The following is a 25,428-nucleotide window of genomic DNA, read 5'->3' as shown; positions in this document are numbered from 1 at the left end:
CGCTGGCCGCCCGCTGTGGGGTGGCCTTCCGGTCGCAAGCCGGCAAGGCAGTTTTCCTGCTGGTCGGTGGCGTGACGCGATAGCCGGATTTTGCGGCGCTCATCCAGCAGCCGAGGTTCGAAGCGATCTGAGTCCCGAAATGGAGCGGGCCGTGGAGGCGCCATGCGTCGGCCGCGCGGCCACACCCTTGAATCGGCTTTGCAATTCGATCGGGCTTCCATCATATAGGCGCCTGATTTCCGCCGCGCGCGCCATTTGGCGACTAATAAGCTCAGGGAGAAAGTCTCGTGGCATATTCGAATACCCAACTCTTCATCAACGGCAAATGGCGTCCGAGCCAGTCGGGCAGGACCATCGCCGTGCTCAACCCGGCAACCGAGGAGACGATCGGCACCGTTGCGCATGCCGATCGTGCCGATCTTGATGAGGCGCTGGAAGCCGCCGCCAAGGGTTTTAAGGTCTGGCGCGCGGTGGCGCCGTTCGACCGCTGCAAGATCATGCGCAAGGCGGCCGCGATCATGCGCGAGCGCAATGACGAGATCGCGCCGCTGTTGACGATGGAACAGGGCAAGACGCTGGCCGAGGCCAAGATGGAGGCCATGGCCGCCGCCGACGTCATCGAGTGGTTCGCCGAAGAAGCCAAGCGCGCCTATGGCCGGGTGATCCCGGCGCGCGGCCCCGGCATCTACCAGATCGCCGTCAAGGAGCCGGTCGGCCCGGTCGCGGCGTTTACGCCGTGGAATTTCCCGATCAACCAGGTGGTTCGCAAGCTCTCCGCGGGGCTCGCGGCCGGCTGTTCGATCATCGTCAAGGCGCCCGAGGAAACGCCGGCCTCGCCTGCGCAACTGATCAAGGCGTTCGTCGATGCGGGCGTGCCTGACGGCGTCATCAACCTGGTCTATGGCGTGCCGTCGGAGATTTCGGAATATCTCATTCCGCATCCGGTGATCCGCAAGATTTCCTTCACCGGCTCCACCGTTGTGGGCAAGCAGCTCTCGGCCTTGGCGGGCCTGCACATGAAGCGCGCCACCATGGAGCTGGGCGGCCACGCGCCGGCCATCGTGTTCAAGGACGCCGACGTGTCGTCGGCGGCGAAGATTCTGGCGGCGGCGAAATACCGCAATGCCGGCCAGGTCTGCATCTCGCCGACGCGCATGCTGGTGCAGGACGACGTGTTCCGTGAATTCGTCGACAAGTTCGTCGAAGGCGCCAAGTCGATGAAGGTCGGCAATGGTCTCGATCCTGACTCGAAGATGGGCTCGCTCGCCAATCCGCGCCGCGTCACCGCCATCGAGGGTATGGTGCAGGATGCGGTCGGCAAGGGCGCCAAGCTCGAGACCGGGGGGCACCGCGTCGGCAACAAGGGCTACTTCTTCGAGCCGACGGTCGTCAGCGACGTGCCGAAGGACGCGCGCGCCATGAACGAGGAGCCGTTCGGGCCGCTGGCGCTGATCTCGCGGTTCTCCACCTTCGACGAGGTGGCCGAGGAGGCCAACCGCTTGCCGTTCGGTCTCGCGTCCTACGCCTTTACCAGCTCGACCAAGACGGCGACCGCGATCGGCGCGGCGATCGAAGCCGGCATGGTCTCGATCAACAGTTTTGGTCTGGCCCTGCCCGAAGTACCGTTCGGTGGCGTCAAGGATTCCGGCTACGGCTCGGAAGGCGGCACCGAGGCGATGGAGGGCTATTTCAATACCAAGTTCATCACCCAGACCGGGGTGTGAACCAGGCTGGCGAAGCCAGCCCTGTTTGCTTCGCTCATGATATGGCCCGACGCTCCACCCGAGCGTCGGGCTAACTTTTACGATCCATGCAAGCAGGAGGATAACGAGCACGATCAGGCCCGCCGACAGGCTCTTCCAGAACACCAGCGGGTCGCGCTCGTAAAGAGAGCGCCGTGACGTGACGGCGGGCTTTGCCCACATCGCGCCGTTTTCGAGCTCGTGCGAGAATTCGATGACGTCGCCGTAGCGTTGTGCACGATCGACGTTGAGCGCCTTGCCGACCACCGCGTCCAGCCAAGCCGGCAGATCGGGGCGATAGCGCGAGAGGTAGGCTGGCTTGCCGAAGCGAGGCCGCGAGAACGGTTCGATTTCGCCGTAGGGATAGGCCGCAGTGAACATCCGGTACACGGTGACGCCGAGCGCATAGAGATCGGAAAACTCGTCGCCTGGCCGCCCGCCGAACAACTCCGGCGCCATGTAGCTCGCCGTGCCCGGAATATCCTCAGCCGGGAAGTCCTCGAGCAACGGCACGCGCGCAACGCCGAGATCGACCAGCCGCAATCCGCCGCCCTTCAACAGGATCACGTTGTCGGGCTTGATGTCGCGATGGATGATGCCGGCCCGGTGCAGGGTCGCAACCGCGCGCGCCAGCTTGGTGGCGATGCCGACGCCTTCGGCCAGCGAAAGCTGCGGCGAACGATTGAGGCGCTGCTCCAGCGTCTCGCCCTCGTAGAGTGGCATCACCGAATAGAGGCGAGTCTGCCGTTCGGCAGGCAGTTCGATGATCTCTCCGATCCAAAGGCTACGCACGCGGGCCGCGACCCATGCCTCGCGGACGAAGGCGAGGCGATAGGAACCCTCACTGGCAACCCGCGGATGCGGAAACTTCAGCACGACCTCCCGGCCCTGCCGCTCGTCGATCGCCTTGAACAATCGGCTGTAGCGGCCGTCCGACAGTATTTCGCCGAGCGTGAAATCATCGATCACATCGCCCGTCGCAGGCAAATCCAGAATCGGAAGCGTCGCGATCGAGTGAGTGAGCTCGTCCCGGTCGGCGGGGGGCAGGTCGACGACATCGAGCACGAGCGCGGTCATGTTGTCGGTGGAACCGGCATCCAGCGCCGCGTCGACGAGCGCGCGAGCGGATTCTTCCGGCGAGGTGCGCTCGCTCAATAGTAGCTGCAGGCGGTGATCGGCGAGTACGCCATGGACGCCGTCGCTGCAGATCAGCAGCCTGTCGTGCTGCCGCAACCCGACGGTCGCGTAGTCGAAGCGGGCAAAATCCTCGAAGCCGATGGCGCGGTTGAGCAGGTGAGCCAGATCGCCGCGTCCGGCGATGTGGTCGGTGGTCAGCCGCTCCAGCCGCCCCTCGCTCAGGCGATAGGCGCGGGTATCGCCGATGTGAATGATGTGGCAAAGGCGCCGCGACAGGATGATCGACGAGAAGGCGCAACTCATGCCGCTGAGGCGAGGATCGGTGCGGCCTTGCGTATAGATCCAGCTATTGGCGGCTTCCAGCGAGCGCGACGCCCGGCGGCGTACGCCGAGCGTCTCGGGGAGGGGAGTAATAGGCGTCGATGAAGCAACGAACCGCAAGCTCAGCGGCTTCGCGTCCGCCCTTGTATCCGCCGACACCGTCAGCGACGGCGGCGACGATGTCGCGGTTGCTTACACCAGACCGACCGAGACAGGTCCCGACATAATCCTCATTGGCGGAGCGCCTGCCGGTTTCGCTGACGAAGCCGACACGAACCCCGAGATTCCGCTGCGAACCGATTGTCACCCGCGCGACCTGTCAATTTGGCAGCGCGCGCCGTCAGACCCGCGCTCCCGATGCGGCGCCCCATGTGGTGCGCCAGCGCACCTTGACCATGGCAAGTCCGAGGAAACCAAGCAACGCCAGCAAGCCGAAAAACAGGAAGCCCGCGCCGAAGCCGCCGGTCATTCCCTTGGCGACGCCGAGGGCCTTGGCAAGGAAGAAGCCGCCGATGCCTCCGGCGCAACCGACCATGCCGGTCATCAGGCCGATCTCCTGCCGGAAGCGGAGCGGAATGAGCTGAAACACGGCGCCATTACCCATGCCGAGCGCGAGGACTCGATCGAGAACAGCAGCACCGACATCCAGGCGATCCGCGGCATTTCGGTGAGCGCCCAACCCGCAGCCGCTGGCGCGGCCGGCCCCTCCGGCATGAAGGCGATGACGAGATACGCCGCCACGACGACGCCAAAGAACATCGACAATGAACGGATGCCGCCGATGCGGTCGGCGATCAGGCCGCCGACCGGGCGGAAACCCGAACCGAAAGCGACGATCAAGGAAACCAGCAGACCCGCCGCGACGCCTGATACGTGATATTGCACGGTGAAATACAGCGGCAACGCATTGGCCAGTCCGACGAAGCCGCCGAAGGTGATGAAGTAGAAGAACATGAACCAGCGGCTGTCGGGATCGCGCAGCAACGTGCCATAAGCCTTCAGCGAGATCGGTTTGCGCTCTCCGGGCGCGTCCTTGGCGGCATAGGCGTAGTAGGCGAGGATCAGCACCATCGGAACGAGCAGCACGCCGAACACGGCTTGCCAGCCCCAAAGCTCGGCAATCGTCGGCGCGAACATCGTGTCGAGTACGACACCCATGTTGCCGGCGCCGGCGATCCCCATCACCACGCCCTGATATTGCGGCGGATACCAGCGGCTCGCCTGCGGCAGCGCTACCGCGAACGAGGCGCCGCCGATGCCGAGCGCGAGACCGAAGATTTCCACTGACAGCTTGCTCGGGAGGCCGAAATAGCAGACCCATGCCGTCGCGGCGATGACGACGAGTTGCGCGACAATTCCAGTCCGCTTGGCGCCGAACAGATCGGCGAGAAGGCCCATAGGAACCCGCAGCAACGCGCCGGCCAGGACCGGAATGGCAACGAGCGTGAACTTCTCGTCGACGGCCAGGTTCATGTCATGCACGATGTAGACGATCAACGGACTAAGCGCGACCCAAGCCATGAAGCTTATGTCGAAATAGAGAAAGGCGGCGAGTAGCGTGGGCCAATGGCCGGCCTTCTTGAATTCAGCAAACTTCATCGAGCAGCCTCGAACAGCGGCCTGTGATACCGCGCGGGCCGCGCGGTGATCTCGGCACAAGGAGACGGATTTGGGAAGCGAGTCGGCTCGTCGTTGAGACGCACTCTAGGTCTCAGTGTCAGCAATTCACGTGCCAGACAAACAACCGCGCCACTTAGCGTGTATTTGCAGTACCTTGCCAGGTGCGCCCAAACAGCCGCGAATGCGGCCGCTGCTCCGTTTGTTGGCAAAACCAGCCGCTCGAACGTGCAGTGTGGTGCTTTATTATGCTGTGCGAAGTATTAACGGCGAAGGCTCTCCTGAAACCCGCCCGTCGGCGCCGTGCTGTTTCCACGGGCACATTGCCATCGAGTCACGGTGAAGTATTCGGGTTGTGCACAATGGATAGCCCTTACGGGTGATTTTTTGGGCATCCATGCACGCGAAGGTGCAGCCAGTTCACGATTTATCGGCTGAAGCGCTGTGTTGCGCCCGAAGAATTGCGGGTTCGGCGTTGGCACGTCTCTTGAATACGCAAGATATCGATCGTCATAGTCGACGATACTCTGCCCGCCGATGGGCGCTCCTCAATCATCAATAATTCTCGCCAATCGACGATGCAGAGTTGCGTCGGCGAGCGGAGCCATCGGAACCTGGATTAGAAGGCAGAGCATGCTCGACAAAGTAAACAAGCCGAAGTTGGTGGTGATCGGCAACGGCATGGCCGGCATCCGCACGGTAGAATTGCTGCTGGACCGTGCGCCCCATCTCTATGACATCACCGTGTTCGGCTCCGAGCCATACGGCAACTACAACCGGATTCTGCTGTCGCCCGTGCTTGCCGGCGAGAAGACCGTCGACGACATCATGCTCAACACGGAGCAGTGGTACGAGGACAACGGGATCACGCTGCGCAAGGGCGAGATGATCGAGATGATCGATCGGCGTACCTGCGAAGTCGTGACGAGAGAGGGCGCGCGGGTACCCTACGATCGCCTGCTGATCGCCACCGGCTCGAACCCGATCATGTTGCCGCTTCCGGGCAAGGATCTCCGGGGCGTCATCGGCTTTCGCGACATTCAAGACGTCGAGCATATGGTTCAGGCCTCGACGAGCTTCAAGAACGCCGTCGTGATCGGCGGCGGTCTGCTCGGCCTCGAAGCGGCCAACGGCCTGATGAAGCGCGGCATGAACGTCACCGTCGTGCATCTGCTCGACACGCTGATGGAGCGCCAGCTCGATCAGGTCGCGGGCGGATTGCTGCGTAAGTCGCTGGAAGAGCGCGGCATGGTGTTCAAGATGCCGGCGCAAACGGAGGCGATTCTCGGCGAGGATCGCGTAACCGGTGTGCGCTTCGCCGACGGTGAGGAGATCCCTGCGGATCTGGTCGTGATGGCGGTCGGCATCCGCCCGAACGTGGAGTTGGCGCGCAAGGCAGGCCTCTATTGCGAGCGCGGCATCGTGGTCTCCGACACCATGCAGACCTACGACGGGCGAGATCTACGCCGTCGGCGAATGCGTGCAGCACCGGCGCCAGACCTACGGGCTCGTGGCTCCCTTGTTCGACCAGGCCAAGGTCTGCGCCAACCACCTCGCCATGAAGGGTTTCGCCACCTATGACGGGTCGGTGGTTTCGACCAAACTGAAGGTGACCGGGATCGACCTGTTCTCCGCCGGCGACTTCGCGCCGGGTGCGGACAAGGAAGAGATCGTCATGCAGGACGCCTCCCGCGGCGTCTACAAGCGCATCATCCTGCGCGACAAGAAGATCGTCGGCGCGGTGCTCTATGGCGATACCATCGACGGCCCGTGGTACTTCCAGCATCTGCGCGACGGCACCGACGTTTCGCAGATGCGCGAGCGGCTGGTGTTCGGCGCCGCCAATCTCGGCGACGGCGGCCATAGCGGCAAGAACTCGGTCGCTGCCATGAGCGATGATACGGAAATCTGCGGATGCAACGGCGTCTGCAAGGGAACGATCGTCAAGGCAATCAGCGAAAAGAAACTCTTCACGATCGACGACGTGCGTGCCCACACCAAGGCGTCGTCGTCATGTGGCTCCTGTACCGGTCTGGTCGAGCAGGTTCTCGCTTTCACGCTCGGCGGCGACTATTCGGCGGCGCCGAAGGTCAAGCCGATGTGCGCGTGCACCGATCACAGCCACGATGACGCGCGCCGTGTCATCGTCGAGAATGGATTGAAGACCATCCCCGATGTCATGAAGTTCATGGACTGGAAGACGCCGAACGGATGCCACTCCTGCCGGCCTGCCCTGAACTATTATCTGCTCGCTACCTGGCCCGGCGAGTATCGCGACGATCAGCAGTCGCGCTATATCAACGAGCGCGTCCACGCCAATATCCAGAAGGACGGAACGTACTCTGTCGTGCCGCGGATGTGGGGCGGCGTCACGACGCCGCATGAATTGCGCGCCATTGCCGACGTCGCGGACAAGTTCAAGATTCCGACCGTCAAGGTGACCGGCGGACAGCGCATCGATCTTCTGGGCGTGAAGAAGGAGGACCTGCCCGCGGTCTGGGCCGATCTCAACAATGCAGGCATGGTGTCGGGACATGCCTATGCCAAGGGATTGCGCACGGTGAAGACCTGTGTCGGATCGGAATGGTGCCGTTTCGGCACGCAGGATCGACCGGCCTCGGCATCAAGCTCGAAAAGTTCATGTGGGGCTCGTGGACGCCGGCCAAGGTGAAACTCGCGGTCTCCGGTTGTCCGCGCAACTGCGCGGAAGCGACTTGCAAGGACGTCGGCGTCGTCTGCGTCGATTCCGGATTCGAGATCCATTTCGCCGGCGCTGCCGGTCTTCACATCAAGGGAACCGAATTCCTGGCCAAGGCAGCGACGGAGGAGGAGACGCTCGAAATCATCGCCGCCCTGACGCAGCTTTATCGCGAACAGGGCTGGTATCTGGAGCGCATGTACAAGTGGTGCGATCGGGTCGGCCTCGATGCGATCCGCAAGCAGGTGGTCGACGATGTCGCCAACCGCAAGGCGCTGTTCAGCCGCTTCGCCCATTCGCAGCAATTCTCGCAGAGCGATCCCTGGGCGGCGCGCGCCCAGCGCGGCGTCGACCGTAACGAATTCACCCCGCTGGCGGAGCTCGAACTCGCATGACCAAATGGATCGAAATCGGGGCGTTGAACGACATTCCCGTTCTCGGCTCGCGCGTCGTGAGGACGGCCTCCGGCGACATTGCGGTATTCCGGACCAGCGAGGACGAGGTGTTCGCGCTCGACGACCGCTGTCCGCACAAGGGCGGACCGTTGTCGCAAGGCATCGTCCACAACAAGCGCGTCACCTGTCCGCTGCACAATTTCGTCATCGAGCTCGGAAGCGGCATGGCGGTCGCGCCGGACGAGGGATGCACGCGCGCGCATCCGACCAAGGTGGAGAACGGCATGGTCTGGCTTAGCGTCCAAACGGCAGCGGTTGTTCCCGCCGAGTGAGGGTGATCGCCCGTGGCAGTGAAGACAACCTGTCCGTATTGCGGGGTCGGCTGCGGCGTTGTCGCTGACAGAGATCCCGCCGGCGCCGTGACCGTCCGGGGCGATCCGCTTCATCCCGCCAATTTCGGGCGGCTGTGCGCGAAGGGCTCGGCGCTCGCCGAGACCATCGGCCTCGAGGGGCGGCTGCTTGCGCCTGTGGTCAATGGGCGGGAAACGAACTGGGATACGGCGCTCGACCATGTCGCGGAGGGATTTGGCAGAATCATCCGCGAGCATGGACCGGATTCGATCGCGTTCTATGTCTCCGGCCAGATTCTCACCGAAGACTATTACGTCATTAATAAGCTCGCCAAGGGCTTCATCGGCACTGCCAACATCGACACCAACTCGCGGCTGTGCATGGCCTCGAGCGTGGCGGGCCACAAGCGTGCGTTCGGCAGCGACACCGTTCCGGGCTGTTATGAGGATCTCGAGACCGCCGATCTCCTGGTCCTCGTCGGCTCCAATGCCGCCTGGTGCCATCCGATCCTCTACCAGCGCATGGTGGCGGCCAAGGCCAGCAACCCCGCGTGCCGCATCGTCGTGATCGACCCGCGGCGGACCGCGACATGTGACGGCGCCGATCTGCACCTGCCGCTTCGCTCGGGCAGCGACTCCGTGCTGTTCAACGGGTTGCTCGCGCATCTTGCATCGCGCAACGCCATCGATCGCGCATTCGTGGATGGCTTCACCACCGGCGCCGAAGCCGCGCTGCGGCAGGTCGCCGGCCAGACGGTCGCACAGACGGCCGACATCTGTGGGCTGGGCGAGGGCGCAGTGGCGTTGTTCTTCGACTGGTTTGCCAAAACCGAGCGGGTCGTCACGCTCTATTCGCAAGGTATCAACCAGTCGAGCAGCGGCGTCGACAAGGTCAATTCGATCATCAACTGTCATTTGTTGACCGGCCGCATCGGGCGGCCCGGTATGGGGCCGTTCTCGCTGACCGGACAACCCAACGCCATGGGCGGCCGGGAAGTCGGCGGGCTGGCCAACCAGCTTGCTGCCCATATGGAGATCGAGAACCCGCAGCACCGCGACATCGTTCAACGCTTCTGGCAATCGCCCGTGATCGCGGACAAGCAGGGCCTCAAGGCCATCGACATGTTCGACGCGATTGCCGATCGGCGCATCAAGGCGGTCTGGATCATGTCCACCAATCCGCTGGTCAGCCTGCCGGATGCCGATCGCGTGCGCCGCGCGCTCGAGGCATGCGAACTCGTCGTCGTGTCCGATTGCATGCGGCATACCGACACCACGCGTCACGCTCACGTATTGCTGCCGGCGCTCACCTGGGGCGAAAAGGACGGCACCGTCACCAACTCCGAGCGCCGCATTTCCAGGCAGCGATCGTTCCTGCCGGCGCCCGGCGCTGCAAGGGCCGATTGGCGGACCGTCTGCGACGTCGCCCGGCGCATGGGCTTTTCGGGGTTCGACTATCCGAGCGCTGCGGCGATCTTCCGCGAGCACGCCGGGCTTTCGAGTTTCGAGAATAACGGGACGCGCGATTTCGACCTGTCCGCCCTGAACACGCTCGACGACCGCGCTTACGATGCGCTTACTCCGATCCAATGGCCAGTGACGCGGGAATATCCGACCGGCACGCCGCGGATGTTCGAAACGCGCGAATTCTTCACTGCCGACCGCAAAGCCCGTTTCGTGCCGGTGACGCCGCGCGCAGCCGTCAACGCGACCAGCCGCGACTATCCGCTGGTGCTCAATACCGGGCGGGTCCGCGATCAATGGCACACCATGACGCGGACCGGGAAATCGCCGCGACTGCTGGCGCATGTTTTCGAGCCGCATGCCGAATTCCATCCCGATGACGCGCGCATGGCCGGCGTGGAGAATGGCGGGCTTGCGCGGCTGACCAGCCCGTGGGGCGAGATGGTGGCGCGCGTCGTCGTCACCGCCGAGCAGCGGCGCGGCTGCGTGTTCGTGCCGATGCACTGGAATGGCGAGTATGCCGGCGAGGGCCGGGTCAACACGCTGGTCAATCCGGCGACCGATCCGATCTCCGGACAGCCAGAGTCCAAGCACACACCGGTCAAGGCGGCCGCTTACTCGCCGAAATGGCATGCCTTCATCCTCAGCCGCCAGGAGATCGAGCGTCCCGCCGCGGGTTATTGGGTCGGTGGGCTATCAGGGACCTGCTGGCGGATGGAGCTTGCCGGCGACGAGCGGCCGCCGAGCTGGCGCGATTGGGCGCGGGCGCAACTCCGCGTCGGGCACGACATCGAGTGGATCGCCTATCGCGATCCGAAAGTTGGCCGCTTCCGCTACGCCGCTGTTCGCGACGGCCGGCTGGAGGGTTGCGTGTTCATCGCACCCGATCACAGGCTGGTTTCTCGGTCGTGGCTCTCCGGCCTGTTCGCGGAACAGGAATTGTCACCGAGTGCGCGGATGTCGCTGCTGACGGGGCAGCCGCTCGATGCCGCTCAGGACGTCGGACCCATCGTCTGCTCGTGTTTCGGCGTCGGGCAGCACCAAATCGCGGCCGAAATCCAAAAGGGGGCGGCCAGTGTCGACGACGTCGGCCGACGCCTGAAGGCCGGCACCAATTGCGGTGCCTGCAAGCCGGAGATCGGCAAGCTATTGCGCGGCGCGGCTGTGCGGGATCCGCACCCGGCGTGAGAGTAGCGTGACCGTAGGCGGTTCCGATCCTTCAAACGCCTGTTGCCGGATATCGGCCTCGGCTGCGCTTGCCGTAAGGTCGCCGCTAGTTCTTGATCGCGTAGAGCGGCGTTCGCAGCGTTAGCTGATACGATGGCTTCGGCGTCCAGGCGATCTGCGCGGTGATGCCGAACAGCCTGTTGTCGTCGTCATCCATGCGGTCGAGGTCGAACCGCACGATCGGCTGCGTGAACGCGGGAAACGGCGTCAGGTTCAGAAGCTGCGCGCCGCCGAAGTGCTGCACGCCGAAACGGCCGGTGAACTTCCAGTTGTCGTCCCACTGATAATAGCCGCCGACATAGCCCATGACGTCGGGACTGACGCGGGCGAACGGGGTATCGACCAGAACCCTGGTGTATTGCATCCCCGCCAGCAACCCGCGCGTCTCGTCCGGGTCCAGCGCGTAGCCCGCCTCGAGGATGGTGTTGTAGGCCGTCGTGGCCAGCGGCGCGTCCGAAATCGATCGCGTCGCGTTGGCCTGGATGGTGATGGTCGGGAACGTTCCGCCGTTCTGCTGATAGAGGTCGGCCTGAAATCCGACGGTGAAGGCGTAGATCGAGAACGTCGTCCAGGGATCGGTACCCGCCTGCGAGGTGGCTCCACTGACCCCGCCATAGACCGAGAGCCGATCGTTGACATCGACGGTCAAGGGCAGGTCGACCGAGACGCTTTGGCTGGACGGCGAGGTAAGGGTTCGGAGCGAGGAAAGGTTCGCCAGCCTCGATAACAACGGAGGCGCGCTGAATCCGATCGAGAGCGAGCCGGCGGGCAGCGTCGAGTAGATGGTTCTCATATCGAGGTAGAAGTTCGGCAGGGCTGGTTTGGCCTTGGCCGCATCCTCCTCACCGTCGTCTTCGTCTTTTCCAAGCGCAAGGCCCGTAACGCAAAACGACACCAGCATGCCGAGCGCTACGCTTCTGACGGATCGCGCTAGCGCGAGTTTCAGACGGCGCGGTGCAGTGGATCTGGTGAAACTCGTGCTCAACCGGCGTTGCCCTTGACTGGACAAGCTAGATCATTTGCCCAGGGCGAATACAAGCAGCGGCTGCCATCCGGGCGTCGATCTCATGGGGGTGTGGCGCGTTTGCTCCGCCCTATCGGGAAGCCGGAACGTCGTTTGATCGGCCGATGGCCGCAAAAAGCAGCGCGGCGACGATGCCGGACAGCACCGACGCCAAGAGAACGCCGAGGCGGACCTGCGCGAGGACGATTTCGTCGTCGAAGGCGAGCGTTCCGATGAATAGGCTCATGGTGAAACCGATGCCGGTCAGGATGGCCGTGGCATAGAACTTCGTCGTCGTGGCTCCGTCCGGCATGGCAGCGAGGCCCAGCCTGACGGCGAGCAGCGAGGCGCCGAAGACGCCGATCTGCTTGCCGATGAACAGCCCTGCAATGATCCCAAGTGGTATCGGCCCTGTCAGCTTTTCCAAGGTCAGCCCATGAAACGATACGCCTGCATTGGCGAAGGCAAAGAGCGGTACGATGGCGAAACTGACCCACGGCTTGAGTGCATGTTCGGTGTCCTCGAGCAGGCTGTGGCCATCATGCCGGGTGAGCGGCATCGCGAAGCCGACAGCGACACCGGCAAGTGTCGCATGCACGCCGGACTTGAGCACGCAGACCCAGGTGAAAAGGCCGGCGATCAGATAGAATGCGGGCCTTCGCACATCGAGCAGGTTGAGGACCACGAGCGCAGCGATGCCGAGTGCGCCGAGCCCCAGCGCCAGAACCGAAAGGTCGGCAGCATAGAACATCGCGATGACGATGATAGCCATGAGGTCGTCGATGATCGCCAGCGCCAACAGAAAAGTCTTCAGCGAGGCCGGTACCTTGCGTCCCAGCATGGCGCAGACGCCGAGCGCAAAGGCAATGTCGGTGGCTGCAGGTATGGCCCAGCCGCGCAACGCCTCGGCATCGCCCCAGTTGATCGCGGCAAAAATGGCGGCCGGTGTGACAAAGCCGCCGAACGCGGCGATCACGGGCAATGCCGCTTTCTTCGGGCTCGCCAGCGCACCCTCGATCGCCTCGCGCTTGATCTCGAGGCCGACCAGCAGAAAGAACACCGCCATCAAGCCGTCGTTGATCCAGTGTTCGAGCGTCTTGCTCAGTCCGATCGATCCGATCCGCACCTCGCCGGTGGTATGCAACAGCGCCTGATACTGCGGCCCGAGCGGCGAGTTAGCGATGATGAGCGCTGCGGCTGCGGCGATGCCAAGCGCGATGCCGCCATAAAGGTCGGTATTGTCGGCAGTGTGAAGTTCGGCCGTCGGAGCCTTGGCCGTCGGAGCTTTGGCCGTCATGAACCAGCCTTGCCGGCCTTCTCGATGGCAACGGACAGCGCGAGCTTGGTTTCCGCCACGATGTCCTCGACCAGTTCTTCCCGGCTGACATGGGCAGCCTGGCCGGTGAGCAATCCCTGTTCGGCGAGCATGACCACGCCGTGTAGTGAGGCCCAGATCTTCAGAGCGCTCCGCTCGCGCAACAGCTCTACAGCGGGCGCCTCCAGCGCCTCTACCAGAAGCTCGAAGGTCTCCATTGCGGCACTATGCAGCTCGCTGCCTTTCGGCGCGCATGCCATGGTTCGAGACGCGAACATCAGGCGATAGATGCCGTTGCGGCGCAGGCCGAAATCAAGCGTGAGCTGCGCGAAGCGCGACAGCTTCGACTGTTTCGACGGCTTTTCAAGCGCCGCACGCATCATGGCGCTGAACTGGCGGAAGGCTTCGGCCGTCACAGCCGTCAGCAGCGTCTCGCGATCGGCAAAATGCTTGTAGGGCGCCGGCTGCGAGACGCCGAGTTTCTTGGCCAGCGCGCTGATGCTAATCGCTTCGGGACCGCCTAGTTCCACTTCGTGCAACGCGGCCTGAACCAGGGCATCACGTAGATCCCCATGGTGGTAGGCATTCAGCGCTTTACGTGCGGGTCGTGGCGACATTCAGTTCCATGATCTATAACTTTTGCCTTGACAGCACAACGGCAACGCGAATGTAATACGATATAACTTCGCGGTGCTGCGGCGGATCTGTGCCGCTGCGCCGACGAAAGGCAGCGCGAGACAATGCGCGCCACAAAGAGGGGAACGCTGCGATGGCTGCAAAGCTGAAGGTCCGCGTCGACCAGGACAAATGCCAGGGACACGCGCGCTGTAAATCACTGGCCCCCGAACTGTTCGACCTCGACGAATTCGGCAACGCGCACGAAACAGGCGACGGTTCTGTGCCTGCGGGCCTGGAAGACAAGGCCTGGCTCGCCCAGAGCAACTGTCCGGAAATTGCCATCGAGGTGACCGAAGAATAATCCGGTCGCGGATCTTTCATCCATCACGATCTGAACGAACCAAGCAGAGGAATTGCTCCGATGTCCGATTCCGCCAGCATCATGCCCGAGCATCCGCCAGTCACCGACTGGATCAACGATTTCGACCATACCGACCCGGTGTGGACGGAAGATCCGTTTCCGATCTGGGAAGAGCTGCGCGCGGCTTCGCCGGTCGTTCATACCGACCGGTTTCTCGGCTGTTACATGCCGACCACGTACCAGGCGGTGAAGGAAATCGCCTACGACACCGAGCACTTTTCGTCCCGACGTGTGATCGTGCGCGACGTTCGCCCGGAGATTACGGCCCGCGCGCCGCCGATCACCTCCGATCCGCCCGAGCACAAGCCGGCCAAGCAAATTCTGCTGCCGCCTTTCACCCCGGACGCGATGAAGAAGCTGGAGCCGCGGGTCCGCGCGATCTGCAACGAGCTGATCGACGAATTCATTGCCGACGGCAAATGCGACGCCGCCGCCCGCTACACCAAGCACATTCCGGTGCGCGCCATCGCGCACATGCTAGGGATTCCCGAGAAGGACGGCGATCTCTTCATCAAATGGATTCACGGCATCCTCGAACTCGGCATCAAGGACGACAACGCGCTGATGGAGGCGGTGAAGGATATGACCGGCTATTTCGCCGGCCACCTCGAGCAGCGCAAGAAGAATCCGACCGACGATCTGATCTCGACCTTGATGAAGGCAAAGGACAAGGACGGAAATCCGATCACGGACGAACATGTGCTGGGTTCGCTGCGGCTGCTGTTGATCGCCGGCATCGACACCACCTGGAGCGCGATCGGCTCCTCGCTGTGGCATCTGGCGAAAACGCCCGCGGACCGCGAGCGCCTCGTCAAGGAGCCGGAGCTGATGCCGCTCGCCGTTGAGGAATTGCTGCGCGCCTACTCTCCGGTGACGATGGCACGTGAGGTGATGAAGGAGACCACGGTCAGTGGCTGTCCGGTCAAGCCGGGCAACATGGTGCTGCTGTCGTTCCCGGCCGCCAACCGCGATCCCGCCATGTTCCCCGATGCCGACAAGGTGGTCATCGACCGCAAGGAGAATCGCCACGCCGCGTTCGGCCTCGGTATTCACCGCTGCGTCGGCTCCAACCTCGCCCGCATGGAAATGACGGTTGCGATCGAGGAATGGCTGAAGCGGATTCCGGATTTCAGGCTCGACCCGGCCGGCAAGGTCACGTGGTCGGAAGGCACCGTTCGCGGCCCGCGTCAGTTGCCCCTGCTGTTCGGGAAGACGAACTGAGTGCAATACGGGCGCGGGCTTCACCTCTCCCGCTTGCGGGGGAGGTCGGATCGCATCATAGATGCGGTCCGGGTGGGGGCTCTCTCCATACGAACGGTGTGACTCGCGGCGCCGGCAGCAGACGGGAGGTCGTGATGAGCCGTAATCTTTGGTGCAGTCTGCCAGAACGGATATGTCGTCCGCGATATCCGCGCTGCCCTGGATCATTGGGTCAATGTGATGGGCGTCGGGCCCTGGTACTATATCGACAGGGTCAAGACCGATTACTTCCGCCACCGCGGGCAGGACTCCGCCATGGAGATGAGCGTAGCGCTCGCCAATTCCGGCGATCTCCAGATCGAGCTGATCCAGCAGCGCAACGACGCGCCCTCGATGTACAAGGAGTTTCTCGACTCCGGCCGCGAAGGCTTGCAGCACATGTCGTACTGGACCCGCGAATATCAGACCCTCTACGACCGCGCGCTGTCGCTTGGCTATAAAGTGGGACACGAGGGCCAGATCGGCGGTGAAAAAGGCCGTTTCGCCTATTTCGATACCCAAGCTCATCCCGGCACCGTGGTGGAGATTTCAGACATCAGCGGAAGCAAGGGAAGCTTCTTCGAGCACATCCGCCGGGTTGCCACCGATTGGGACGGCTCCGATCCGATCCGCGAAGTCGGCGGCCGCTGAGCGATGCGCGATCCGACAACCGTGAAGTAAGTTACGATCAGAGCGCGGAAGCGTCCGCAACGACAACAAGAACGGCAAGCGCGAGGAGAGGCGAATGGCCAGACTTCCCCTGATCGATCCGGCGACAACCAGCGGCGATGTGCGCGCGTCGTTCGATCGGATGCCGGTCGTATTGAACATCTTCCGGATGATGGCGCATGCAGAGGCCAATTTCATTCCGGCCATGCGGTTCGCCAATTCGATCCTGCACCGCCAGAAGCTCAGCCACGTCAATCGCGAATTGCTGATTCTTCAGGTCGCGCAATGGGAGCGCGGCGAATATGAGTGGCGGCAGCATGTTCCGATCGCGCTCGGCGTCGGCGTTACCCAGCGGCAGATTGACTGCATCGAACACGGCAAATACGAGGACGCCGCCTTCAATGCCGCCGAACAGGCGCTGCTGGCGTTCGGCCGGGAAGTGATCGAGAACGTGCGCGTCGCTGAACCGGTCTTTGCCGACATGCGCAGGCATTTCAGCGAGCAGGAGATCGTCGAATCGATCCTCGCGATCGGCTTCTACATGACGATGGCGCGGCTGACGGAAGCGACCGAGGTTGATCTCGACCCCGCCGCTGGGATGACCGTCTTCGAGGGCGGCCAGAAGCGAACGGGCTGACATTGACCACGCCCCCGGTTGCAGCGATCATCGGCCGGGTCCAACGATGGTGTGGAGCACAGGGATGACAGGTGAGCCCGGTTCGAGCGGTCCGCGACCACTAGGCGAAATCGCCAGCTATCACGCCCACATCTACTACGATCCGGCGACTACGCGGGCCGAGGCCGAGCAACTGCGCACGTGGATCGGCGAGCGCTTTTCGGTCACGCTCGGACGGTGGCACGACGTCAAGGTCGGCCCGCATGATCAGGCCATGTACCAGGTCGCCTTTGCCCGCGAGATATTCCCCGAACTGGTGCCTTGGCTGATGCTCAACCATGGCAATCTGAGCGTTCTGATCCATCCGAATACGACCAATCCGCGCCGGGATCACCTGGCCGATCCGGTCTGGATCGGGCCGGCGCTGGCCGTACATGGCGATAAGCTGCCGGAGGACGCCGAGATGGAAGAGGCGCCGGCACCGAATACCAATCCAATTCTCCGGCCTTGAGCGCGGCTCTGCTGGCGAAAACCCCGGCCCGTTTACCAATACGAGGCTTGAACCTGTGAATTCGGCCGGTCATGATAGCCGTGAGCGATTGTCTCGATTATGCCTTACTTTGATCTGCATTATGGTGGGACTTATTCGGTGAATCCCTTAGGAATCATTCAATTCCGAAGCGCCGATCCGGGGACGAATGGATAGAGCCAAGACCAGCGCAGCCGGGCTTGCGTCAAGCCGCGGTACCCGATTGCTCCGTGAGATGGCATTCGGCACGGCGGCGCTCGCCATGGCATTGGGGTTGGCTGCCTGGGTGACCGATTTCGATGTGGTCGGCTTTGTCAAGCCCGCATCCGCGAATGTCGGCAGCACATCCTCGTTCGACGAGCGCTTCGGCCACGCCTCGGTGCGGCGTTCGCTGGCCATCAACTATCCCTGGCGTGCCGCCCCCGCCCGCAGCGCGCGGACTTCGATGCGGAGTTCGCGTACATCGAAATCCTGTTGGGCGGACAATCGCGCGAGGAGCAATCGCGTGAGGAGAACGTGCAGCCTCCGCCGCCGGCCCCGACGGTCGAAGCGGCCATCCCGCTCCCGAGATCCCGGCCGGTCCTGGCCAACCTTCAGTCGGCGAAAAGCGATCCGCCGCCGGTCTCGTCCGACAACCGCACCATGTTCGACAAGCTTGCCGATCTGGTGCCGATGCGCTTCTCGCTGGCCTCGCTGACGCCGGGGGATGGGTTGCTCAGCGAGCGCAAGGATCTGGCGGCGCTGGGCTATGACAGTCAGACCGCCGTCTACGACATTTCGGCCCGCGCCGTTTACCTGCCGAGCGGCACCAAGCTCGAGGCACACTCAGGGCTGGGCAACCTGATGGACAATCCGGCACATGTCGACCAGCGCATGGTCGGCGCGACCCCGCCCAACATCTACGATTTGAAGCCGCGCGAGAAACTGTTTCACGGTGTCGCGGCGCTGCGCATGACCCCGATCGGCGAGAACGAAATGCACGGGCGAACGGGCCTGCTCGTGCACAGCTACCTGCTCGGGCCGAACGGTGATTCCAACGGCTGCGTCTCGATCAAGGACTACGACAGGTTCCTGCAGGCCTACCGGAACGGCGAGGTCAAGCGGCTCGTCGTCGTGCCAAGTCTGCGCGAAGGCCTCACCGCGTCGCGGCGTTCGCCATCTCCGTCATGACCGCAGTTGCGGGCGATGCCGCCGATTCAGATACCCCGCTACGGGCGCTCTTCAAGATCAGCCTGAACGGCAGGACGGTGTCGATCGCCACCGTCGGCCAGGCCTATCGCTTCATTACCAATCTCTCCTCGATCGAATGGATCGAATTCCGCGCGCTGCATGCCGACGCCGTGCAGGCACTGCAGGGCGCCGCTGATAACGCGATGCTGACCGTGCAGGCGACCGACGCCTTGCGTGCGCTGTTCGTCCGCGCGAAGCTGTTGTGAAGGCGCCGGCCTGTCCGTGGAAGCCCCCACGGTTATGTCTCGTGGACGCCTGAGAAAATATGTCCCAATGGAATGCTCGCATGCCCTTAAGTCACGCCGAAATTGAAGACGATCGCCTGATCCGGGAATTGTTGCAGAACTGGGCAATCTGGCGCGATGCCGGAGACTGGGAGCGTTTCCGCACGGTCTGGCACCCGGACGGCCGCATGATGGCGACCTGGACGCAGGGCACCGGCGACCAGTTCATCGAAATCAGCAAGCAGGCCTGGGCCAAGGGCGTCAGCATTCTGCATTTTCTTGGCGGCATCTCGGTCGACTTGGCGGGAAATCGCGCGATTGCGCAGACCAAAATGACGATCTCGCAGCGTGCCGAGGTCGAGGGCGTGCTGTGCGACGTGCTCTGTACCGGGAGATTCTACGACTTCCTCGAAAAGCGGGAGGGACGCTGGGGCATCGTGCTGCGCCAGCCGATCTATGAGAAGGACCGCATGGACCCCGTCACGCCGGGCACGGCCCCGGTGCTGGACAAGGCTCTCCTCGAGCAATTCCCGCCGGGCTACCGCCATCTCGCTTATTTGCAGACCCGCATCGGCTACACGGTCAAGCGCGACATGCCCGGCCTCAAGGGACCCGAGGTCGAGGCCCTGTATGCGCGCGGTGCGGCGTGGCTGCAGGGCAGGCCGCTCTAACTGATCTCCTTGCGCACCGTCGCTGCGGCGTCGCACATCGCCTTCAATTTTCCAAACGCGACATGGCGCGGCATGTATTTCATGCCGCAATCGGGTGCGATGACCAGCCGGTCGGCGGCGACGTGCTTGAGGCCGTTGCGGATGCGGCCGGCCACCACATCGGCAGATCTGATCTCGGGATTACCGAGGTCGAGCACGCCAAGCATGATCTTCTTCGACGACAGGTCCTTGAGCACGCCGAGATCGAGTTTCGGCTGCGCAGCCTCGATCGAAATCTGCTCGGCACTGGTGTCGGCAAGTTCAGCAAGGAAGGAATAGCCGGCCGGCTTGGTCGAGCCAGGGACGACCGCGGCATAGCCGAAGCACAGATGCACCACGGTCGGTACGGTGATGCCTTGCAGGGCGCGGTTGATCGCCTTCACAGCGTAGCGGCGGGCAAGGTCCGGGTTGTTGCGCACCCAGGGCTCGTCGAGCTGGATCACGTCAGCGCCGGCCTTTTGCAAATCGAGCGCTTCGGCGTTGACGGCTTCGGCAAATGCCATCGCCAGCTCCTCGTCGTCCTTATAGTACTCGTTCTTCGCCTGCTGGCTCATCGTGAACGGGCCGGGCAGGGTGATCTTGGCCGCGCGGTCGGTGTTCTCCCGCAGAAATTCCATGTCGTGCAGCTCGACCGGGCCGCGGCGTTTTACCGGGCCGACCACACGCGGCACCGGCGTTTCGTGTCCGCTGCGCGAGGTGATCATCGCCGGATTCTCGTCATCGATGCCTTCAAGCGCGGTGGCGAAGCGATTGGAATAGCTCTCGCGGCGGATTTCGCCGTCGGTCACGATATCGATGCCGGCGCGCTCCATGTCCCTGATCGCAACGATGGTGGCGTCGTCTTGCGCTTCTTCCAGGTGCTCCGCAGGCAGTCGCCACATCGCGTGCAGGCGTGTGCGCGGCACCACCTTTGACAACATCGCGCGATCGACCAGCCATTCCGGCTGCGGGTAGCTGCCAACGACGGTGGTCGGCAGAAGATGTTTCGGCAGGTTCATCAGTACCTCCATGCTCTTATTGTTGTTCCTCTCATATCAAGCCGCACGTGTCGCAGCGGCCGAAACCTCATCCTTGACCGGATTGCGCAGCACGCCGATGCCGGATACTTCGACCTCGACCACGTCGCCATCCTTCATCCACAGCGGCGGCGTGCGATAGGCGCCGACGCCGCCGGTGGTGCCGGTGACGATGACGTCGCCCGGAACCAGTTCGGTGAAGGTCGAGCAGTAGGCGATCAGGGCAGGGACATCGAACACGAGGTCCGAGATCGGCGCGGCCTGCACTTCGACGCCGTTGAGGCGGGTCGCAATGGTCTGCTTGCTGATATCAGGGATTTCGTCCGTGGTAACCATCCACGGTCCGAATGCGCCGGTGCCGACAAAATTCTTTCCAGGCGCGAACTGCGAGGTGTGGCGCTGCCAGTCGCGGATGCTTCCGTCATTGTAGCAGGCATAACCCGCAACATGCGCCAGCGCCTCTTCCCGCGAAATCCGGCGGCCGGCCTTGCCGATGATGACGGCCATCTCGCCCTCATAGTCGAAGCGTTCGGATTCCAGCGGCCGGATCATCGGCTGGCCGCCGCCGACCTGGCTATTGGCGAAACGCGTGAAGATCATCGGGTGCGGCGGCGTGGGATGGCCGCTTTCGGCAAGGTGCGTGGCGTAGTTGACGCCGATGCAGAAGATCTTGTCCGGGTCGGGTACGGTCGGCAGCAGCTCGATTTCGGCCAATGCGTAATCGGGGCGCTCACCCTGCAGCGCTTTCAGTTCGTCGAGCAATCCGTTGGCGAGCAGCGACTTCAGGGTTGGATAAGGCTTAAGCCGTTTTCCGGCGTCGATAATGCCTGCGTTCGTGACCAGGCCGTAGGTTGCCGTTTGACCTGCCTTGAAACTCGCGATCCTCATGTTTTGACACTCTCTTCGATGTTGGAAACGTAGGGCTGGATGGGCAGCACGATCTCGCCCGACCGGATCGGGACGCAGTCGGGCGGAAAGTCCTGGTGGAAGCGCGCGCCGGCTTTCTCTGCTCGGTCGAGAAAGCGCTCGAGGTGATCCATGGCGCCGCCAGGCAGATCGTGCAGCACCATCAGGCTCCACGGCTGCGAGCGGCACAGGTCGAGGGCTCGGTCGACCCAGCCATCAGGATCGTCCCAGTCGCGCGGGATCGCATTCCAGAGCACGCAGCTATGCCTGTTGCGGATGAGGTAGTCGACCACGGAGGGCTTCAACAGCCGCCGATCGAGATTGCCGCCGCCGCCGAACGGCCTGAACCAGCGCTGCGCGTGGGCGAGGTCGCCGATCGCGTCCTGCGTCCGGCCGATCTCGCTTTGTGCCGCGTTCGGATCGCGTTGCTGCCCGAGCGGAACGGCGTGCGTAAAGGTGTGATTGCCGATCCAGTGACCTTCATCATGCGCGCGCGCCGCCAGCCGGCGGCGTTCGGGATCGGAGAGCTTTTCGCCGATCACGAAGAACGTCGTCTTGATGCCGCGCTCGCGCAAGGTATCGAGCACGCGCGGCGTGACACCGGGCTCGGGACCGTTGTCGAATGTCAGCGTCAGGTCGAACACGCTCACACTCCGTCAGGTCGCAGGCTGCAGGGCAGCGGGCGCGACTTCGCCGGCGGCGTCTTGCCCGGCGCGCGTGCCGGTCTGCCAGATCGCGGCCTTACGCTCGATCCATTTGATGGCGGCATTGAAGGCGATCGCCATCGCCAGAACCAGCAATACGCCGGCGAAGACGTGCGGGCTATCGAGGATAGTGCGGTAGCGCGAGATCAGATAGCCGATGCCCGCCGACGAGATCAGCATTTCCGACACCACCACGCCGACGATCACAAGCGCGCCGCCGACGCGCAGCCCCGACAACACAGTTGGGATCGCCGCTGGAATGATGACGCGAACCAGCCGCTGGCTCAGCGTCGCGCCCATGCTGCGGGCGGCCAGCAGCAACTGCGGATCGATGGTCTGGATGCCTGCGGCAGTCGCCAGCATCGTCGGCAGAAAACCATAGATCGAAGCGAACGCGATCTTGGATTCCGAGCCAATGCCGAGCCAGACCGTGAATACGGGATAGAGGATGACCAGCGGCACCGCATAGAGGCTCGAGACCATCGGCATGATCAGGATGCGCGGCCGCGGCAGGCTGCCGACGATGGCGCCGAGCAGGATACCGCCGCCGCAGGCGAACGCCATCGAGATCGCAACCTCGTAGAGCGTGACGGCAAGGGCGTGGCCGTATTCGCCAGCCTCGTTCCATCCGGCCGCGAGCGTCGAGGACAGCGACGGCAGAAACAGTTCCGGAATGAAGCCGGCACGCGGCAGGATTTCCCACAGCACAATCAGGCCGATCACGATCAATCTGCGAAGTGTTGCCGCGCTCATGCCAGCCTCACGCCGATTTACGGATGTGCCGCCAGATGCGGTCGCGCAGACTGCCGAACGTGTCGCCGCTCAGCATCTCATAGGTGCGTGGGCGGGGCAGCGAGACCTGCAGGTGATCGACGATGCGGCCAGGGCGCGGCGACATCACGATCACCTCGTCGGCGAGATAGACCGCTTCCGTCAAGCTATGGGTCACGAATACCACCGTCTTGCCGGTCGCCGCCCAGATCCGCAGCAGCTCGTCGCCCATGGTCATGCGGGTCTGTTCGTCGAGCGCCGCGAACGGCTCGTCCATCAGCAGCACCGGCGGATCCTGCACCAGGCCGCGCGCAATCGAGACGCGCTGCTTCATCCCGCCAGACAACTCGTGTGGATGGCGCTTGCCGAAGCCTTCGAGGCCCACAAGTTTCAAGGCGTCCTGCGCTCTAGCGCGGCGATCGCCTTTTGTGACGCCGCGCAGCGCCAGCGGAAACTCGACGTTTTCTTCCGCCGTCAGCCAGGGGAACAGGCTGGCTTCCTGAAACACCACGCCGACCCGGTTCGGATCGGGCTCGGGGATCGGCGCGCCGCTGACGGTGATGGTGCCGGAGGTCTGCTGGCGCAAACCCGCCATCATCATCAAAAGCGTCGACTTGCCGCAGCCGCTCGGGCCGACCAGCACCACGAAGCGGCCCGGTTTGACATCGAGCGAGACGTCCTCCAGCGCGACGACGTCCTGCGTCGTGGTCTTGAAGATTTGCCCGACATTGCGGACTTCGATCGCGCCGGCCGGCTTCAGTGGGGTTATGTTCGCCAATGGCTGCATCGTGTTTCCACCCATCTGACCAGTTCATTGAAGGCAATCGCGACGGCGGCGATCATCACCACGCCGGCCAGCAATTGCTTCATCTGGAAGTTCTCGCCCCAAGTCGCAATCTGGTGCCCGATGCCGTCGCGCGAGGCGTACATTTCGGCGAGAATGACGCCGGTAAGGTTGAAGATCATCGAGATCCGCAGCGCTTCCAGCAGGACGGGAAGCATGCTCGGCAGGTAGACGCGGAACGCGGTCTGAACAGGTGTCGCGCCATAGGAGCGGGCGACCGTCAAATGCTCAATCTTGACCGACTCTACCGCCGTCGTGGTCGACATGATCACGATGAAGATCGTCGAGAAGAAACCGAAGCCCACCTTCTGCGAAAAGCCGACCCCGAACACCAGGATGAACATCGGCAGGAAGATCGACTTCGGAATGCTGAAGGCGAAGAACAGCAGCGGCTTTGCCACCTCGGCAAAATAGCGGTTCTCCGCGATCAGGAAGCCGATCAGTGCGCCGACGGGAACGGCGAGGGCGAATGCGGTCACCACCTCGGTTGCGGTCACCGCCAGATCCTTGCGCACGCTCGCGCGCTGCAAGAGCTCGCCAAGCGTTGACAGCGTATCGGAGGCGGAGGGAAGCAGGCGCGGATTGACGATGCCGGTCCGTGACAGGATTTCCCATATCGCAAACAGCGCCACCACAATGGCAACCCGCGCCGCCTTTACCGCTAGCCCGCTTTGCATCGCGCTTGTCTCAGAACTTGGTCGGAACCGGCTTGAACTGCGTCGAGATAATTTCCGCGGCCGGCCCAAGGTCCTTCATGCCGCCGGCCTTGGCCATGTCGAGCGCGAGCTGGAGCTGCTCCGGAATTTTCGGCCCGTCCATGCTGCCGTCGGTTTCCAGCTTCATGATCGTGTTCTCATATTCCAGCGCCGCGATCTCGGCGGGAATTTCATAGAGTTCGGTGATCAGCTTGACGGAGGCGTCCTTGTTGGCGCGCATGTACATCAGTGCGCCATAGAGCGCATTCAGCGTCTTCTGTACGAGGTGCGGCTTGTCCTGCACGTATTTGTCGAGCGCGATCCAGCCGGCGGCGAGATTCGGCGGCACCTCCTTGGAGAAGTCGAGGATGGTGCGCGCTTCCCCTGATTTTGAGATCTGGAAGCTCAGCGGCGAATAGACGACGGCCGCGTCGACGTTACCGGCGAGCAGGTTCGGCACCAGGCCGCCGCCGCCGACGGGAACGCGGGTGAATTCGATCTTCTTGTCCTGCTGGGTCCACAACGCCAGCAGGTCGGAGCCGGAGCCTGCGGAGGTGATGGCGACCTTCTTGCCGTTCAGGTCCTTTACCCCAAGCGTCGATTTCGAAAGCGTCATCAACTGCCAGCCGTAATAACCCGTTGCGGCGCTCGCGAGCACCTTGGAATTCACGCCCTTCTTGCGCCCGGCCGATACCAGCGATGTCGCGTCGAGGATCACGTCGGCGGCGCCCGCCGCCATCGCCTCGAAGGTCTCGGCGCCGCCGCGATAGATCGTGAGTTCAGCCGTGATGCCTTCCTTCTCGAACAGTTTTTGGCGCACCGCGGTTTCCGCGATCGTCGTCGGCCAGTAGGTTTTTGTCGGAAGCCCGATGCGGACGGTATCGGCAGCTTGCGCCATGCTTGATGCGCCAAGCACGGTGGCGGCCGCAATCGTTCCCAATATGTAGCGTCGCGTGATTCTCATGGT

The 25,428-nt window shown here is 63.2% G+C and carries 25 protein-coding genes and 2 pseudogenes; 12 read left to right on the top strand and 15 right to left on the bottom strand.

Translation table 11 applies throughout. The annotated features are described in order from the left end of the window. The first annotated feature begins 287 nt into the window (after positions 1-287). Positions 288-1,724 (top strand): NAD-dependent succinate-semialdehyde dehydrogenase, encoded by a 1,437-nt coding sequence (locus tag ACFXS9_RS27360; protein ID WP_057844112.1) that lies wholly within the window; start codon positions 288-290, stop codon positions 1,722-1,724. A gap of 306 nt (positions 1,725-2,030) precedes the next feature. On the opposite strand, the pseudogene ACFXS9_RS27355 reads toward ACFXS9_RS27360, so the two are convergent. The 4 genes and pseudogenes from ACFXS9_RS27355 to ACFXS9_RS27340 form a co-directional block, all read right to left on the bottom strand. Next, a pseudogene (locus tag ACFXS9_RS27355) lies at positions 2,031-3,320 on the bottom strand (protein kinase); the annotation flags it as partial. Further along, complete coding sequence (locus tag ACFXS9_RS27350; protein WP_392694059.1) at positions 3,226-3,507, bottom strand: hypothetical protein; 282 nt, start codon at positions 3,505-3,507, stop codon at positions 3,226-3,228. The gene ACFXS9_RS27350 and the pseudogene ACFXS9_RS27355, both read right to left, overlap by 95 nt. 33 nt (positions 3,508-3,540) lie before the next feature. Continuing rightward, positions 3,541-3,744: a hypothetical protein gene (locus ACFXS9_RS27345; RefSeq protein WP_392694056.1), complete on the bottom strand. Its 204-nt coding sequence runs from the start codon at positions 3,742-3,744 to the stop codon at positions 3,541-3,543. Further along, on the bottom strand, positions 3,744-4,799 hold the full coding sequence (locus ACFXS9_RS27340) for a nitrate/nitrite transporter (protein ID WP_392694053.1): 1,056 nt from the start codon (positions 4,797-4,799) through the stop codon (positions 3,744-3,746). Before ACFXS9_RS27340 ends, ACFXS9_RS27345 begins: the two co-directional genes overlap by 1 nt. A 651-nt stretch (positions 4,800-5,450) precedes the next feature. On the opposite strand from ACFXS9_RS27340, the pseudogene nirB reads away from it, so the two are divergent. From nirB to ACFXS9_RS27325, 3 genes and pseudogenes are all read left to right on the top strand, one after another. Beyond that, positions 5,451-7,910 (top strand): annotated as a pseudogene (nirB, locus tag ACFXS9_RS27335) (nitrite reductase large subunit NirB). Next, complete coding sequence (nirD, locus tag ACFXS9_RS27330; protein WP_392694051.1) at positions 7,907-8,242, top strand: nitrite reductase small subunit NirD; 336 nt, start codon at positions 7,907-7,909, stop codon at positions 8,240-8,242. The pseudogene nirB and the gene nirD overlap by 4 nt, the downstream one beginning before the upstream one ends. Before the next feature lie 12 nt (positions 8,243-8,254). After that, positions 8,255-10,912: a molybdopterin-dependent oxidoreductase gene (locus ACFXS9_RS27325; RefSeq protein WP_392694048.1), complete on the top strand. Its 2,658-nt coding sequence runs from the start codon at positions 8,255-8,257 to the stop codon at positions 10,910-10,912. An 85-nt stretch (positions 10,913-10,997) separates the two neighbouring features. Here ACFXS9_RS27325 and ACFXS9_RS27320 read toward each other — a convergent pair whose 3' ends face one another. The 3 genes from ACFXS9_RS27320 to ACFXS9_RS27310 form a co-directional block, all read right to left on the bottom strand. Beyond that, positions 10,998-11,852, bottom strand: a complete 855-nt coding sequence (locus ACFXS9_RS27320; protein WP_392694046.1) for a hypothetical protein — start codon at positions 11,850-11,852, stop codon at positions 10,998-11,000. A gap of 193 nt (positions 11,853-12,045) precedes the next feature. Then, positions 12,046-13,251 (bottom strand): Na+/H+ antiporter NhaA, encoded by a 1,206-nt coding sequence (gene nhaA / locus ACFXS9_RS27315; RefSeq protein WP_392694043.1) that lies wholly within the window; start codon positions 13,249-13,251, stop codon positions 12,046-12,048. Then, positions 13,248-13,886 (bottom strand): TetR/AcrR family transcriptional regulator, encoded by a 639-nt coding sequence (locus tag ACFXS9_RS27310; RefSeq protein ID WP_057844106.1) that lies wholly within the window; start codon positions 13,884-13,886, stop codon positions 13,248-13,250. Before ACFXS9_RS27310 ends, nhaA begins: the two co-directional genes overlap by 4 nt. A 152-nt stretch (positions 13,887-14,038) precedes the next feature. Here ACFXS9_RS27310 and ACFXS9_RS27305 point away from each other — a divergent pair, with 152 nt between their 5' ends. The 5 genes from ACFXS9_RS27305 (at position 14,039) to ACFXS9_RS27285 (ending at position 17,343) form a co-directional block, all read left to right on the top strand. Next, positions 14,039-14,248, top strand: coding sequence for a ferredoxin (locus tag ACFXS9_RS27305; RefSeq protein ID WP_028349502.1), 210 nt, complete (start codon positions 14,039-14,041; stop codon positions 14,246-14,248). Positions 14,249-14,308: 60 nt separating this feature from the next. Continuing rightward, positions 14,309-15,529: a cytochrome P450 gene (locus tag ACFXS9_RS27300; RefSeq protein WP_392694039.1), complete on the top strand. Its 1,221-nt coding sequence runs from the start codon at positions 14,309-14,311 to the stop codon at positions 15,527-15,529. A gap of 144 nt (positions 15,530-15,673) precedes the next feature. Beyond that, positions 15,674-16,198, top strand: coding sequence for a VOC family protein (locus ACFXS9_RS27295; protein WP_392700039.1), 525 nt, complete (start codon positions 15,674-15,676; stop codon positions 16,196-16,198). Positions 16,199-16,292: 94 nt separating this feature from the next. Then, entirely contained in the window at positions 16,293-16,853 is a 561-nt protein-coding gene (locus ACFXS9_RS27290; protein ID WP_392694036.1) for a carboxymuconolactone decarboxylase family protein, read from the top strand. Positions 16,854-16,917: 64 nt separating this feature from the next. After that, a complete protein-coding gene (locus ACFXS9_RS27285) occupies positions 16,918-17,343 on the top strand; it encodes a DOPA 4,5-dioxygenase family protein (protein ID WP_392694033.1) in 426 nt (141 codons plus the stop codon). Positions 17,344-17,490: 147 nt separating this feature from the next. On the opposite strand, the gene ACFXS9_RS27280 is transcribed toward ACFXS9_RS27285, so the two are convergent. Further along, on the bottom strand, positions 17,491-17,760 hold the full coding sequence (locus ACFXS9_RS27280; protein WP_392694030.1) for a hypothetical protein: 270 nt from the start codon (positions 17,758-17,760) through the stop codon (positions 17,491-17,493). Between the two features lie 117 nt (positions 17,761-17,877). Here ACFXS9_RS27280 and ACFXS9_RS27275 point away from each other — a divergent pair, with 117 nt between their 5' ends. From ACFXS9_RS27275 to ACFXS9_RS27265, 3 genes are all read left to right on the top strand, one after another. Beyond that, positions 17,878-18,531, top strand: coding sequence for a DUF2778 domain-containing protein (locus tag ACFXS9_RS27275; RefSeq protein ID WP_392694027.1), 654 nt, complete (start codon positions 17,878-17,880; stop codon positions 18,529-18,531). Continuing rightward, positions 18,528-18,797, top strand: coding sequence for a hypothetical protein (locus ACFXS9_RS27270; protein ID WP_392694024.1), 270 nt, complete (start codon positions 18,528-18,530; stop codon positions 18,795-18,797). The genes ACFXS9_RS27275 and ACFXS9_RS27270 overlap by 4 nt, the downstream gene beginning before the upstream one ends. A gap of 80 nt (positions 18,798-18,877) precedes the next feature. Next, complete coding sequence (locus ACFXS9_RS27265) at positions 18,878-19,486, top strand: nuclear transport factor 2 family protein (RefSeq protein WP_392694022.1); 609 nt, start codon at positions 18,878-18,880, stop codon at positions 19,484-19,486. Here ACFXS9_RS27265 and ACFXS9_RS27260 read toward each other — a convergent pair. The 7 genes from ACFXS9_RS27260 to ACFXS9_RS27230 are packed head-to-tail and all read right to left on the bottom strand — an operon-like array spanning position 19,483 to position 25,425. Next, positions 19,483-20,523 (bottom strand): uroporphyrinogen decarboxylase family protein, encoded by a 1,041-nt coding sequence (locus ACFXS9_RS27260; protein ID WP_392694019.1) that lies wholly within the window; start codon positions 20,521-20,523, stop codon positions 19,483-19,485. The two genes, ACFXS9_RS27265 and ACFXS9_RS27260, sit on opposite strands and share 4 nt — an antisense overlap. A gap of 36 nt (positions 20,524-20,559) precedes the next feature. Next, positions 20,560-21,429 (bottom strand): fumarylacetoacetate hydrolase family protein, encoded by an 870-nt coding sequence (locus tag ACFXS9_RS27255; protein WP_392694016.1) that lies wholly within the window; start codon positions 21,427-21,429, stop codon positions 20,560-20,562. Continuing rightward, complete coding sequence (locus ACFXS9_RS27250) at positions 21,426-22,091, bottom strand: polysaccharide deacetylase family protein (RefSeq protein WP_392694013.1); 666 nt, start codon at positions 22,089-22,091, stop codon at positions 21,426-21,428. Before ACFXS9_RS27250 ends, ACFXS9_RS27255 begins: the two co-directional genes overlap by 4 nt. Positions 22,092-22,103: 12 nt before the next feature. Then, positions 22,104-22,904: an ABC transporter permease gene (locus ACFXS9_RS27245; RefSeq protein ID WP_392694010.1), complete on the bottom strand. Its 801-nt coding sequence runs from the start codon at positions 22,902-22,904 to the stop codon at positions 22,104-22,106. A gap of 7 nt (positions 22,905-22,911) precedes the next feature. Then, a complete protein-coding gene (locus tag ACFXS9_RS27240; protein ID WP_392694007.1) occupies positions 22,912-23,709 on the bottom strand; it encodes an ABC transporter ATP-binding protein in 798 nt (265 codons plus the stop codon). Beyond that, positions 23,688-24,443 (bottom strand): ABC transporter permease, encoded by a 756-nt coding sequence (locus tag ACFXS9_RS27235; RefSeq protein ID WP_392694005.1) that lies wholly within the window; start codon positions 24,441-24,443, stop codon positions 23,688-23,690. The genes ACFXS9_RS27240 and ACFXS9_RS27235 overlap by 22 nt, the downstream gene beginning before the upstream one ends. A 10-nt stretch (positions 24,444-24,453) precedes the next feature. Continuing rightward, positions 24,454-25,425 carry an ABC transporter substrate-binding protein gene (locus ACFXS9_RS27230; RefSeq protein WP_392694002.1) on the bottom strand — a complete coding sequence of 324 codons (972 nt, stop codon included), beginning with the start codon at positions 25,423-25,425 and terminating at the stop codon, positions 24,454-24,456. Positions 25,426-25,428 lie beyond the last annotated feature (3 nt).

Source organism: Bradyrhizobium sp. RDI18, assembly GCF_043203335.1.
Classification (GTDB): Bacteria; Pseudomonadota; Alphaproteobacteria; order Rhizobiales; family Xanthobacteraceae; genus Bradyrhizobium; species Bradyrhizobium retamae.
The sequence above is the reverse complement of the archived record's forward strand: the minus strand, read 5'-3'. Positions and strand labels throughout refer to the sequence as shown.